Genomic DNA, 12968 nt, shown 5'->3' with positions numbered 1-12968 from the left:
GATCAACTTTCCCTGCCCGCCACTGATCTGGGACGATGCGCGCGTCCAACCGAAGATCACCTGCGAGGGACCAGATGTCCATAGCGCCGCCGGACAACGGCACCGCACCCGATCCCGCCCAACCCCGCTCCGGTTTCGACCGGTTCTTCGAGATCACCTCCCGCGGCTCGACGATGAGCCGGGAGGTGCGGGGTGGCCTCGCGACCTTCTTCACGATGGCGTACATCGTGGTGCTCAATCCCCTGATCCTGGGCGGTGCCGTCGACGGGGACGGCAAGCAGCTCGCGATCCCCGCGCTGGCCGCGGCCACCGCCCTGGTGGCGGGTCTGATGACGATCCTGATGGGCGTCGTCGGCCGGTTCCCGATGGCGCTCGCCGCCGGCCTCGGCGTCAACGCGCTGGTGGCCTTCGAGATCGCCCCCGAGATGACCTGGGCCGACGCCATGGGCCTGGTGGTGATCGAGGGTGTGCTCATCGCGATCCTGGTGCTGACCGGGCTGCGTACCGCGGTGTTCCGCTCGGTGCCGACCCAGCTCAAGACCGCCATCGGCGTGGGTATCGGCCTCTTCCTGACCATCATCGGCCTGGTGGACGCGGGCTTCGTCCGCCGGGTGCCGGACGCGGCGAACACCACCGTGCCGGTCGGCCTGGGCATCAACGGCAAGATCGTCAGTTGGCCGATGCTGGTCTTCGTGGTCGGCCTGCTGGTCACCATCGTGCTGGTGGTCCGCCGGGTGCGCGGCGCGATCCTGATCGGCATCCTGGCCTCGACCGTGCTGGCGATCATCGTGGAGGCGATCACCAAGGTCGGCCCGTCCTTCGTCAACGGCCAGCCGAACCCGAAGGGCTGGTCGCTGAACGTGCCGGCGCTGCCGGAGAAGGTGGTCGACATCCCCGACCTCTCCCTGCTCGGCAACTTCAACGTGCTGGGCTCGTGGAGTCGGGTCGGCTGGCTGGTCCCGCTGATGTTCGTCTTCACCCTGATGATCACCGATTTCTTCGACACCATGGGCACCATGGTCGCGATCGGTCAGGAGGGGGACATGCTCGACGAGCAAGGCACCCCGCCGCGGGCGAAGGAGATCCTGCTGGTCGACTCGATCGCCGCCGCCGCGGGTGGCGCGGCCTCGGTGTCGAGCAACACGTCGTACATCGAGAGTGCCGCGGGGGTCGCGGAGGGCGCCCGGACCGGCGTGGCCAACCTGGTCACCGGCGCCCTGTTCCTGCTGGCGATGTTCCTGGCGCCGCTGGCGGTGGTGGTGCCGTTCGAGGCGGCGTCCACCGCGCTGGTGGTGGTCGGCTTCCTGATGATGACCGCGGTGCGGACCATCGACTGGACCGACTACGAGATCGCCATCCCGGCGTTCCTCACCATCGTGCTGATGCCGTTCACCTACTCGATCTCCAACGGCATCGGCGCGGGCATCATCACGTACGTGCTGGTGAAGCTCGCCAAGGGCAAGGCCCGCGAGGTCCACCCGCTGCTCTACTTCGTGGCCCTGCTGTTCGTGCTGTACTTCCTGCGCGGGCCGATCGAGTCCGCGGTGCTCTGACGATCCTGAGCCCGGGCCGGGTGCCGCCTCGGCCACCCGGCCCGGAGCAGGACAAACTTCTCGTGAGCGTGGTCATATCGCATGTCGTTAGCCATGCTCATTAGGTAGGCTAACGACTGTGACGGAGCGGACGGTGACGGCGGAACGCGTGCCACCGGCGCAGCTGGCCCCCCAGTTGCGAGATGCGATCACCCGGCTCAACCGGCGGGTCCGACAGGCCCGCCCGGTGGGCGACCTGACGGTCACCCAGCTCTCCGCGCTCACCAGCCTCAAGCTGGCGGGCGCGCTGACACCCCGGGAGCTGGCCGACGTCGAACGGGTGCAACCGCCCACGATGACCAGGATCGTCGCGAAGCTGGAGGAGCGCGGCCTCGTGCGGCGCACCCCCCATCCGACCGACGGTCGCCAGGTCATCCTGGCGGCCACCGAGGGCGGACGGGCCGTGCTCGACCAGTTCGAGCGGGTCCGCGACGAGTGGCTGGCCAGCCGGCTGGCCGCCCTCGACGAGGAGGACCGGGACACGCTGCGGCGAGCCGCCGAGATCCTTTCGCGGATCGCCCGCGACTGACCGCGCCACCGGGTCCGCGCCGTCCACCGTGGATGACGCGTACCCGAGGAGGCGCACCAAGAGTGCAGGCGAAGCTGAGCACGATGTTCCAGTCCCTACGAGTCCGCAACTACCGGCTCTTCGCCACCGGACAGCTGATCAAACTGATCGGCGTCTGGATGATGTTCATCGCCCAGGACTGGCTCGTCCTCGACCTCTCCGGCAACTCGGCCACCGCCCTCGGCGTGGTCACCGCCCTCCAGTTCACCCCGGTGCTGCTGCTCACCCTGCTCTCCGGCCGCCTCGCCGACCGGTACGACAAGCGCCTGCTGCTCTTCGTCGCCAACGCCTTCTGGACGGTGCTGTCGCTCGCCATGGCCACCCTGGTGATCACCGGGCTGGTGCAGCTCTGGCACGTGTTCGCCTTCGCCGCCCTGCTCGGCACCGCCAACGCCGTGGAGACCCCGGTCCGGCAGGCGTTCGTCAGCGAACTGGTCGGCACCCCCCTGCTGCCCAACGCACTCTCGCTCAACGCGGCCACCTTCAACTCCGCGCGGATCGTCGGACCGGCGCTGGCCGGCCTGGCCATCGCCGCCTTCGACGTCGGCCCGGTCTTCCTGGTCACCGCGGTCAGCTCGCTCGCCCCGCTGGTCAACGTGATCCGGATGCGCCCGGCGGAGCTGCACCGCAAGGAGCTGCCGCCTGTCGCCGAGCGCGACCAGGCCAAGGTGATCGACGGCCTGCGGTACGTCTGGCGCCGGCCCGACCTGCTGCTGCCAATGGTGATGATCTCCATCATCGCCACCTCGCTGTTCAACTTCCAGCTCACCCTCGCCGCGCTGGCCAAGACCGTGTTCAACACCGGGGCCGCCTCGTTCGGCCTGTTCAGCAGCGCGCTGGCGGTCGGCGCGCTGGCCGGCGCGCTGGCCGGCACCGGGCGGCGCAGCCGGCCCACCGTCTGGGTGGTGCTCGGCGCCGCCGTCGCCTGCTCGGCGTTCGGCACCCTGGTCGGGCTGGCCTCGGCGTACTGGCTGGTGGTGGCCCTGCTGCTGCCCACCGGCTTCTTCATGGTCTACTTCGCCCAGGCGGCCAACCAGCGGATCCAGCTCGGCGTCGACGCGGCCTTCCGGGGCCGGGTGATGGCGCTCTGGGTGCTGGTCTTCCTCGGCACCAACCCGATCGGCGCACCGGTGATCGGCTGGCTCGCCGAGACCTACGGCGCCGGCGCCAGCATCTGGATCGGCGGCCTGATCTCGCTGGCCACCGCCCTGCTCGCGCTCACCTGGCAACTGCGCCGCTCCGGCGCCCGGCTGCGGTTCCGGGTGCTTCCGATGCCCCGGTTCTACGTGGTCTCCGCCCCGGAGTGCTGACCCGGACGCCCCGCCCCGGCCGCACGCCAGGGGCCGTGTTGGGTCAGACCGGAATGTGGTTGGCGACGACCTGGGCCCAGCGCCGGTAGCCGGCCGCCGAAAGATGAAATCGGTCCGTCGCGAAGAAATGCGGCGGTGGGATTTCGGCCATCGTGACCCAGGTCGTGCACGGGCGCGTCCGGCAGATGCCGCGCGAGACCTCGTCGAGTGCCTCCGCACGCGCGGTCAGCACCCGGCCGAGGGTCGGGGGGACCGAGGGAAACAGTGCGAACGGCGGAACGCCGGCCACGATCACGTGGCCGGAGCGCTCCATGAGATCGTCGACGATGGCCGCCAGGTCCGCGGCCCATTCGTCGGGGTGGCGGCCGCCCATGACGTCGTTGCCGCCGGCCAGGAGGACAGCCGCATCGAGATCCTCGCCGATCTGCGACAGCAGCCGGTAGCGGATTCGGCGCGCGGTGGCGCCGAACTGGCCGACCACCTGCCACTGCACAGGCCGCAGCGTGCGCGCGGTCAGCTCACGGGCGAGCCACCCGGTGAAACTCTCGTCATGGTTGTCGACCCCACACCCGGCCGCCGTGGAGTCGCCGAGAACGGCGACGCGCAAGGGCTGGCGCGCCGTGGTGGTTCCGACCGTGCCGGTGGTCGGCCCGGCGGCCGGCGGGGCGATCTTGATCGTGGCCTTGAGCCACAAGCCCTGCATCGTGGCAATCGGCAGGTCCAATACTCTCATCGTGGGCTTGACATCCCGCCGCCGACCTTGGCAGCCACGATCCGGGACGCCGCCTTGCGTAGCAGGCCGGGCACGAGCTGGCGATGCAGGACCGACAGCGGCGACCAGACCAGGTGCGCCAGCCACCGGTCGTAACGTAGAAACGTTCCCAGCGCCACGCTGTCACCGGTTGCTTGGACGACCAGGTTGGCAGCCAGGAACCACGAGGTGGCCTCAAGTCGGACGCAGTCATCAGCCCGTTCACCGATCTGCCAGCCGGCGACGGTGTCCGCCGACCCGGTCCGGCGCAGCCGCAGGCCCAGCAGGCCCCGCCACAGAAACAGTTCGATGGCGTCGGGCTTGTCGCCGAACATCGCCCGGGCCCAGCGTTCCGCCGTCGCGGCGGCGTCGGTCGGCAGCACGAAGTAGTCGGCGTAGTCGATCCGGGACAGCGTGCTGAGGGTACGCACTGACGCGGGCAGACGTTCGACCCCGACGGTGCTGAGGGCTGCGCCTACGCTCATGCGGGCAGCTCCATTCCTAATATACGGTGCCGTATATTGTTACTGTAGCAGTCATATACGGTGGCGTACACAACGGAGCGAGGTGAGGCGCAGTGGCTGCCACCCGCACGCCCCGCGACAGGTGGATCGAGGAGGGCCTGCTGGTCTTGGCCGAGGGCGGGCCGGACGCCGTCCGGGTCGAGGTGCTCGCGAAGCGGCTCGGCGTCACCAAGGGCGGTTTCTACGGCTTCTTCGACGACCGTGATGCGCTGCTGCGCGCGATGCTCGACGTGTGGGAGCGCGAGAGCACGGACGAGGTGATCGCACGCGTCCAGCGTGAGGGTGGCGACCCGCGCAGCCAGATCCAGCGGGCCGGGATGCTCACGTTTTCGAGTAGTCGGTTGCTGCCGATCGACCTCGCGATCCGCACCTGGGCTCGGCACGACGAGGCGGTCGCCGAGCGGCTGCGCGCGGTGGACAACCGACGGATGGCGCTGCTGCGCCAGCTGATCGGGGCCTTCTGCACCGACCCGGAGGAGATCGAGGCCCGCGCCCTGCTCGCCTCCTGCCTGGCGATCGGTGTGCACTTCCTGGCCGCCGATCACGAGCAGCGCACCCGGGGTGACGTCGCGCAGCACGCGGTCGACCTGTTGTTCGACCGCCCGCCCCGCCCCACGGCGGCCGAAACTGTGGCGCGCAAACCCTGACGGGTCGTCCGAGGATTGGGTAAGGAGTGGCAAAATTGCCGGACGCTAACACGGCGATTCGGCTTATACCCCCTGTGAGCGTCATAACCAGCCTGGTGCCGCCGGCCTGCCTTGTTTGATATTTGTGCGAACCGGTGGCACGGCCAGTCACGGCTGGCTGATCGGATTCGGTCCGGTGCGCCGGATCCGCGAGGATCCGGCCGACGACCGGCGTTGCGGATAACGGCAATCCGGTGGCGGCGGCTCCGCCGGGGCCTTAGCGTCGAGGCGTGGGTGACCCCGATGCGGTGACGCTGGCCCTGGCGTTCGTCGCCGTCGCGTGCGTGCCCGCGCTCATCGCCGCGCTGTTCTGCGCCGACGAGATCGTCGACCGGGTCGCCTGCGGCTGGTCCGAGTGGCGCGAGGCACGCCGGGAACGGCGCACCATCGCCCGGCTCGACCGGGCCATCGAGGCCGACGCGCTCACCCGGGACATCGACCTCACCGAGTTCGACCGGGACGGCCGCCGGTCGCTGCAACAGGTCGCCGCCGACCTGCGCCGCCTCGGCCGGCACCGGAGGGCCGCCACCGGCCGGTCCGTGGTCTGGCACGGCGCCGTCATCGAGGCGTACGACGAGCGGCTGCGAGCCGCCTGCCGCGCCCTCGACCTCACCGAACACCTCGGCGAGCTGACCGGGGTCGACCGGGAGATCGAACGGCTCCGGGTCGAGGGCGAGCTGCACGCCGCCGGGCTGACCCTGCCCGCCGCCCGCCCCGAACACCGGCTGCGGCACCGCTGACCGGTGCGGCTCTTCGTCGCCGTCTATCCGCCGCCCGAGGCGATCGACCAGCTCACCGCGCGGGTGGCCCGGCTGCGGGTGGGTGCGGCCGCCGCCGCCGGGATCAACGTACGGCTGGCCGACCCGGCCAACGCCCACCTCACCCTGGCCTTCCTCGGCGAGGTCGAGGAGAGCCGGCTGGTCGAGGTGGAGAGCGTCCTCGGGCGCGCGGTGCAGACCTTCCGGGCCGGCCGGGGCAGCGCGCCCCGGCTGCGGCTCGGCGGCGGCGGCCGGTTCGGGCGGGGCCGGTTCACCATCCTCTGGGTCGACCTGCGCGGTGACGTGGCGGAACTGTCCATCCTGGCCCGGCTGATCCGGTCCGGGCTGCGCCGGGCCCGGCTGCCGCACGACGAGAAGCCCTTCCGGCCGCACCTGACCATCGCCCGCCCCGGCGACCGGATCGACGCCGCCGACGTCGAGGCCGACCGGGTGGCGCTCGACGACTACCTCGGCCCGGACTGGCCGGCCGGCGAGCTGGTGCTGGTCCGCAGCCACCCCGGCCCCCGCCCGACGTACCACCGGCTGGCCGCCTGGCCGCTGTAGCCCGGTTTCTCAGCGGGCCGGCTGGCTGCTGTAGCCCGGGTTCCTCAGCGGGCCGGCTGGACCAGGCCGCTCTCGTACGCCACCACCACGAGCTGCGCCCGGTCCCGGGCCGGCACCTTCATCAGCAGCCGGCTGACGTGCGTCTTCACCGTGGCCAGGCTCAGCCGCAGGTGCGCGGCGATCTCCGCGTTGGACAGTCCCCGGGCGACCAGCACGAGCACCTCCCGCTCCCGCTCGGTGACCCCGGCCAGGGTCCGGGGCAGCGGGCGGCCCGGCTCGGGACGGCTGGCGAACTCGGCGATCAGCCGGCGGGTGACCGTCGGCGCGAGCAGCGCCTCCCCGGCCGCCACCAGCCGTACGGCGGCGATCAGCTCGTCCGGCCGGGTGTCCTTCAGCAGGAACCCGCTGGCCCCGGCGCGCAGCGCGCCGTAGACGTATTCGTCCAGGTCGAAGGTGGTCAGGATGAGCACCCGGGTGCCCGCCGTCGCCGGCGCGGCGCAGATCCGCCGGGTCGCCTCGATGCCGTCCAGCTCCGGCATCCGGACGTCCATCAACACCACGTCCGGCCGCTCCCGGTGGGCCGCCGCCACGGCCTCCGCGCCGGTGCCGGCCTCGCCGACCACCGTCAACCCCGCCGTCACCTCGATCAGCAGCCGGAAGCTGGCCCGCAGCAGGGCCTGGTCGTCGGCGATGAGCACCCGCACCGGGCCGTCGCCGGTCACGCCGGCTCCCCGTACGGCAGCCGGGCCCGGACCTGGAAGCCGCCGTCGGGCCCCGGACCGGCGGCGAACTCGCCCCGGTAGAGCGCCACTCGTTCCCGCATCCCGACCAGCCCCTGCCCGCCCGCCGGGACGCCCGCCTTCGGACGGCCGTCGTCGGTGACGGTGAGGCACAGCTCGCCAGGGGCCGCGCGCACCTCCACCCGGCAGCGGGCCGAACCGGCGTGCCGCAGCACGTTGGTCAGCGCCTCCTGGACGATCCGGTACGCCGACAACCCGACCCCCTCCGGCACCGTCCCGTCACCGCGTACGTCCAGCTCGACCGGCACCCCGGCGGACCGGGTCCGCTCGACCAGCGCCGGCAGGTCGGCCAGGCCCGGGGTGGGGGCGAGCGGGGCCTCCAGGCGCAGCGAGGCCAGCACCCGCCGCAGGTCGGCCAGCGCGCCCCGGCTGGTCGCCTCGATCACCCGCAGCGCCTCCCGGACCTCCTGCGGGCGTTCCTCCGCCACGTGGTCGGCGACCATCGCCTTGACCGCGATCAGGCCCATGCTGTGCGCGACCACGTCGTGCATCTCCCGGGCGATGCGTAACCGCTCCTCCCGGACCGCCCGCTCCGCGGCCTGCTCGACGGTGCGCGCCGCGTACGCCCGGCGTTCCCGCACCGTCCAGCCCACCGCCCAGCTCGCGCCGAGCACCAGCGCGGCGAAGGCGACCTCCAAGCCGCCCGGGCCGAACGGCGAATTCACCGAGACGGCCAGCGCGACCGCGATCACCAGCAGGCCGCCGGCGAGCACCGGCAGGGACCGGCGCGCGGGCAACCGGCCGCCGACCGTGTAGAGCACCGTGCCGACCGCGACCAGCGGCCCGGCGCTCGCATAGTCCGGCACCAGGTCCGTGGCCAGGGCCAGCGCGGCCACCGCGAACGCGGCCACGGCGGCCGGCACCGGCCAGAGCCGGCGGATGGCCACCGGCGCGCCCAGGGCCACCCCGACCGCCACCGACACCCAGGCCGGCTCGTGCGGCCCGGTCGCCGGCGGCTGCGGCACCTCGACGGCGGCGTACCAGCCGAGCACGGCGACCGCCACGGCGAACAGCCCGTCGACCACCAGCGACTGGCCGGGGGTGAGGTGGCGCAGTAGCAGCGGTGGCGCGGTGGCGGTCACCCGTCCACGCTAGCCAGCCGGGCGCGCCGGGTCGTCCCCCCGGCGGCCGTCATCCTCGAGACCTATCCGCGCCGCCCGGCTACCGCTCCCGGACGACCCGGCGATGACCGCGCCGGCCTGACGCTTTCCCCGGCGCCGGCCGGCACCGTGGACGCCATGGTCACCCCAGCAGTCTCCCTTGCGGACGTACGCAGGAGCTACCGCGACGGCGCCCACCGGGTGGACGCCCTGGCCGGCGTCACCGTGGACTTCCCGCCGGGCAGCTTCACCGCGATCATGGGCCCGTCCGGCTCCGGCAAGTCCACCCTGCTGCACTGCGCCGCCGGCCTCGACCGGCCCACCAGCGGCACGGTCACCGTCGGTGGCACCGACCTCGGCACCCTGGACGAGACCGCGCTGACCCGGCTGCGCCGGGACCGGGTGGGCTTCGTGTTCCAGGCGTTCAACCTGGTCTCCGCGCTGACCGCGGCGCAGAACGTCACGCTGCCGGCGCGGCTCGCCGGCCGTTCGGTGTCACCCGCCGCGCTGGCCGCCGCGCTCGACGCGGTCGGGCTCACCGACCGGGCCGGGCACCGGCCCAGCCAGCTCTCCGGCGGTGAGCAGCAGCGGGTGGCGATCGCCCGCGCGCTGTTCAGCCGGCCCGCGGTCCTCTTCGCCGACGAGCCGACCGGCGCGCTGGACAGCCGTACCTCCCGGCAGGTGCTGCGACTGCTGCGCGACCTGGTCGACGAGCACGGCCAGACGATCGTCATGGTCACCCACGACCCGCTCGCCGCGACCACCGCCGACGAGGTGCTGATGCTGGCCGACGGCCGGCTGGTCGACCGGCTCACCGAGGTCACCGCCGAGTCGATCGCCGCCCGGATGGCCGCGCTGGAGCTGTCGTGCTGACCCGGGAGCGGCTCGGCGCGCTGGTCTCGGTGCTGCTCGGCGTCGCCGTCGTGACGGTCAGCCTGCTGCTGCTCGGCTCGCACGTGCCCCGGGTGCCGGAGCGCTTCGTCGCGGCCGGGGTGGTGGTGCGCAGCCCCGCCCCCGACGACGTTGCCAGCACCTTCCCGCAGACCCGGCCCTGGTCGCCGGAGGAGACGTCCGCGCTGGTCAACCGGCTGGCCGCCGTATCGGGGGTGGTCACGGCGGTGCCGGACCGCGACTTCTACGGCCAGCCGGTGATCGCCGGGCGGCCGGTGCCCGACCAGGTACGCGGCCAGGGCTGGGCCGGTGCCGCGCTGGCCGGGCACCGGCTCACCGCCGGCTCACCGCCGGTCGGCGAGCGCGACGTGGTGGTGGGTCGGGCGCTCGGCGTGCCCGTGGGTGGGCGGTTGACCGTGCTCACCGCCGCCGGCCCGGCGAGCTGGACGGTCAGTGGCCTGGTCGACCCGCCGGCCCTCTACGTGGCGGACCCGACGGCCGCCCGGCTGGCCCCCGGGGTGCGGGCCATCGGCCTGCTCGGCCGCCCGGACATCGGGGCGGTGACCGCGGCCGTCGGCACCGCCGGCACCGTGCTCACCGGCCCGGCCCGGGGTGCGCTGGAACCCCGGGCGGATGCCCGCACCCGCTGGATCGGCCTCCAGGTGCTCACCGCGATGGCGGCCCTGTCCGCCTTCGCCGGCGTCTTCGTGGTGGCGTCCACCTTCGCCTTCGTGGTCAACCAGCGCCGCCGGCAGTTCGGCCTGCTGCGCGCGGTCGGGGCCACCCCGCGTCAGGTCCGCCGGCTGGTGCACCGGGAGGCGCTCGCCGTGGGCGCCGCCGCCTCCGCCGCCGGGGTGCTGCTCGGGGCGCTGGCCGCCGTGCCGCTGGCCCGGGTGCTTGTCGACGCCGGGCTCGAACCGGCCGGCTTCACGGTCCGCTGGCAGGTGTGGCCGCCGCTGGCGGCGTTCGCGGCCGGCCCGGTGGTGGCCCTGCTCGGCAGCGCGGTCGCGGCCCGCCGGGCCGGCCGGATCCCGCCGCTGGCGGCGCTGCGCGAGGCGGCGGTGGAGACCCGGCCGATGACCCGGGCGCGGTGGGCCACCGGGCTGGCCGTCGCCGCGGCCGCCGGTGCGGCGGGACTGGCCACCGCCACCACCGACGACGTACGCGGGATGGCCACCACCTCGCTGCTCGGCGCGATGGCGCTGATCGTGGCCGCGACGCTGCTCGGCCCGGCGGTGCTGCCCGCCCTGGTCCGGGCCCTGCTCTGGCCGTTGCGCGGGGTCACCGGCACGCTGGTGCGGGAGAACGCGCTGACCGCGGTGCGACGGACCGCCTCCACGGCGGCGCCGGTGCTGCTCACCGTCAGCTTCGCCGTCTTCATCACCGGAAACGTGCAGACCACCGCCGGCGCGTACGCCGCCGCCCGGGACGCGGCGGTACGGGCGCCGGCCGTGCTGGTGCCGGACGGCACCCCCGGCCTGGCCGACGCGGCGGTGACCGGCACGGGCGGCGCGGCCCTGCTCCCCACCGAGGTGCACGTCGACCGGGTGGCCGTGCCGGCGGTCGGCCTGGAACCGGCGGCCTACCGGGCGGCGGTCCGCGACCCGGGGACGGCCGCCGGCTCCCCGGCGGCGCTGGCCGGGGACACGGTGGCGCTCAGCCGGTCCACCGCGCAGCGGTTCGGCTGGCGGCCGGGCGGCGTCGCGCCGGTGACCTTCGCCGACGGCCGGCGGGTCGCGCTGCGGGTGGTGGCCGTGCTGGAGGACGGCGCCCCGGCGGGGCTCGTGCTGCCCCGGGACACGGTCCGGGCGCACGACCCGTCGGCGCTCACCTCGGCGGTGTTCCTGCCGGAGCGCCCGGCCGGTGCGTCGGCGATCGGGGCCCGGGTGGTGGACGCGGCGAGCTGGGCCCGGCAGGCCGACGCCGAGGAGGACCGGCTGGTGTGGATCTTCACGGTGCTGCTGGTGGGCGTCTCCGCCGGCTACGGCGCCGTGGCGGTGGCCGGCACGCTGCTGATGGCCACCGCCCGCCGGGCCGCCGACCTGCGCCAACTCCGGCTCGTCGGGGCCACCCGCCGGCAGGTGCTGCTGACCGTGGCCACCGAGTCGGTGCTGGTGGTGGCGGTCGGCGCCCTGCTCGGCGGGGTGGTCGCCTGGCTCGCCCTCCAAGGCTCGATGGGCGCGTTGCGCGAACAGGCCGGTGCCCCGGTCGCGCTGGTGGTGCCGTGGCCGGTCGTGTCGGCGGTGGTCGCCGCCTGTCTGCTGCTGGCCCTGGCCGCCACCGTCCTGCCGGCCCGCTCCCTGGCCCGCTGACGCGCCCGCCCGGCGTCCCGCGCCCGCCCGCCGGGAGCGCCGCGGGACGCCGGGCGGGCGCCGACGGCCAGGTGGCGGACTACCAGGCCCACGCCTCCGGGCCCGGGCCGCCGTTGCCGACCGGCGGGAACAGCTCGTCCAGCCGGCCCAGGGTCGCCTCGTCCAGCGACACGTCGAGGGCGCCCAGGTTGCGGTCCAGTTGGTCGCGGGTGCGCGGGCCGACGATCGGGGCGGTCACCCCGGGCCGGGAGAGCAGCCAGGCCAGCGCCACGTCCGCCGGGTCGTGGCCGAGGTCCGCGCAGAGCTTCTCGTACGCCTCGATGGTCGGTCGGTGTGCGGCCAGCGCGTCGGCCGACCGGCCGGATGCCCCGCGCGCCGCGCCGCCGGAGGCCATCTTGCGGATCACCCCGGAGAGCAGCCCGCCGTGCAGCGGCGACCAGGGGATGATGCCCAGCCCGTAGTGCTGCGCGGCGGGGATCACCTCCAGCTCGACGTGCCGGGTCATCAGGTTGTAGATGCTCTGCTCGGAGACCAGGCCGAGGAAGTTGCGCCGCGCCGCGGCGGCCTGCGCCTGGGCGAGGTGCCAGCCGGCGAAGTTGGACGAGCCGACGTAGAGCACCTTGCCCTGCGCGACAAGCGTCTCCATCGCCTGCCAGATCTCCTCCCACGGCGTGGTCCGCGAGACGTGGTGCATCTGGTAGAGGTCGATGGTGTCGGTGCGCAGTCGGCGCAGCGACTCCTCACAGGCCCGGATGATGTGCCGGGCGGAGAGCCCCTGGTCGTTGGGCCAGTCGCTCATCTTGCCGTACACCTTGGTGGCCAGCACGACCTTGTCGCGCCGGCCGCCGCCCTGGTCGAACCAGCGGCCGATGATCTGCTCGGTGACGCCCTCGCCGAGCTGCCAGCCGTAGACGTTGGCGGTGTCGAAGAAGTTGATGCCGTGTTCCAGCGCCCGATCCATGATGGCGAAGCTGTCCGGCTCGCTGGTCTGCGGGCCGAAGTTCATCGTGCCCAGGCAGAGCCGGCTGACCGACAGACCGGTACGCCCCAGATTCGTGTACTCCATGCCTTCACCCTGGCACGTGGGCACTTCGAGTGACCAACGAACTCCG

General features: G+C 73.7%; 13 protein-coding genes. 8 read left to right on the top strand and 5 right to left on the bottom strand.

The features are described 5' to 3' along the window. Positions 1-74: 74 nt before the first annotated feature. The 3 genes from K7640_RS07955 (at position 75) to K7640_RS07945 (ending at position 3470) form a co-directional block, all read left to right on the top strand. Positions 75-1553 (top strand): NCS2 family permease, encoded by a 1479-nt coding sequence (locus tag K7640_RS07955; protein ID WP_222954060.1) that lies wholly within the window; start codon positions 75-77, stop codon positions 1551-1553. Positions 1554-1671: 118 nt separating this feature from the next. Next, the gene (locus tag K7640_RS07950; RefSeq protein WP_222954059.1) at positions 1672-2121 is read left to right on the top strand and encodes a MarR family winged helix-turn-helix transcriptional regulator; all 450 of its coding nucleotides are present in this window, start codon (positions 1672-1674) and stop codon (positions 2119-2121) included. Positions 2122-2183: 62 nt separating this feature from the next. Continuing rightward, on the top strand, positions 2184-3470 hold the full coding sequence (locus K7640_RS07945; RefSeq protein ID WP_222954058.1) for an MFS transporter: 1287 nt from the start codon (positions 2184-2186) through the stop codon (positions 3468-3470). A 43-nt stretch (positions 3471-3513) separates the two neighbouring features. On the opposite strand, the gene K7640_RS07940 is transcribed toward K7640_RS07945, so the two are convergent. Together K7640_RS07940 and K7640_RS07935 are read right to left on the bottom strand one after the other, a co-directional pair. After that, a complete protein-coding gene (locus K7640_RS07940; RefSeq protein WP_222954057.1) occupies positions 3514-4194 on the bottom strand; it encodes an SGNH/GDSL hydrolase family protein in 681 nt (226 codons plus the stop codon). Positions 4195-4199: 5 nt separating this feature from the next. After that, positions 4200-4706 carry a hypothetical protein gene (locus K7640_RS07935; protein WP_222954056.1) on the bottom strand — a complete coding sequence of 169 codons (507 nt, stop codon included), beginning with the start codon at positions 4704-4706 and terminating at the stop codon, positions 4200-4202. A 92-nt stretch (positions 4707-4798) separates the two neighbouring features. On the opposite strand from K7640_RS07935, the gene K7640_RS07930 reads away from it, so the two are divergent. From K7640_RS07930 to thpR, 3 genes are all read left to right on the top strand, one after another. Further along, positions 4799-5392 carry a TetR/AcrR family transcriptional regulator gene (locus K7640_RS07930; protein WP_222954055.1) on the top strand — a complete coding sequence of 198 codons (594 nt, stop codon included), beginning with the start codon at positions 4799-4801 and terminating at the stop codon, positions 5390-5392. A gap of 269 nt (positions 5393-5661) precedes the next feature. Further along, positions 5662-6171, top strand: coding sequence for a hypothetical protein (locus K7640_RS07925; protein WP_222954054.1), 510 nt, complete (start codon positions 5662-5664; stop codon positions 6169-6171). Between the two features lie 3 nt (positions 6172-6174). Beyond that, on the top strand, positions 6175-6753 hold the full coding sequence (thpR, locus tag K7640_RS07920) for an RNA 2',3'-cyclic phosphodiesterase (protein ID WP_222954053.1): 579 nt from the start codon (positions 6175-6177) through the stop codon (positions 6751-6753). 44 nt (positions 6754-6797) lie between these two features. Here thpR and K7640_RS07915 read toward each other — a convergent pair whose 3' ends face one another. Together K7640_RS07915 and K7640_RS07910 are read right to left on the bottom strand one after the other, a co-directional pair. Continuing rightward, complete coding sequence (locus tag K7640_RS07915; RefSeq protein WP_222954052.1) at positions 6798-7475, bottom strand: response regulator transcription factor; 678 nt, start codon at positions 7473-7475, stop codon at positions 6798-6800. Continuing rightward, positions 7472-8635, bottom strand: coding sequence for a sensor histidine kinase (locus tag K7640_RS07910; protein WP_308042486.1), 1164 nt, complete (start codon positions 8633-8635; stop codon positions 7472-7474). The genes K7640_RS07915 and K7640_RS07910 overlap by 4 nt, the downstream gene beginning before the upstream one ends. Before the next feature lie 156 nt (positions 8636-8791). Between K7640_RS07910 and K7640_RS07905 the strand changes: the two genes are divergently transcribed. After that, on the top strand, positions 8792-9526 hold the full coding sequence (locus K7640_RS07905) for an ABC transporter ATP-binding protein (RefSeq protein ID WP_222954051.1): 735 nt from the start codon (positions 8792-8794) through the stop codon (positions 9524-9526). Continuing rightward, the gene (locus K7640_RS07900) at positions 9520-11856 is read left to right on the top strand and encodes an ABC transporter permease (RefSeq protein ID WP_222954050.1); all 2337 of its coding nucleotides are present in this window, start codon (positions 9520-9522) and stop codon (positions 11854-11856) included. Before K7640_RS07905 ends, K7640_RS07900 begins: the two co-directional genes overlap by 7 nt. A gap of 79 nt (positions 11857-11935) precedes the next feature. On the opposite strand, the gene K7640_RS07895 is transcribed toward K7640_RS07900, so the two are convergent. Then, the gene (locus K7640_RS07895) at positions 11936-12922 is read right to left on the bottom strand and encodes an aldo/keto reductase (RefSeq protein WP_222954049.1); all 987 of its coding nucleotides are present in this window, start codon (positions 12920-12922) and stop codon (positions 11936-11938) included. Positions 12923-12968 lie beyond the last annotated feature (46 nt).

It is taken from the genome of Micromonospora sp. PLK6-60, from assembly GCF_019890675.1.
Taxonomy (GTDB): Bacteria; Actinomycetota; Actinomycetes; order Mycobacteriales; family Micromonosporaceae; genus Micromonospora.
The sequence above is the reverse complement of the archived record's forward strand: the minus strand, read 5'-3'. Positions and strand labels throughout refer to the sequence as shown.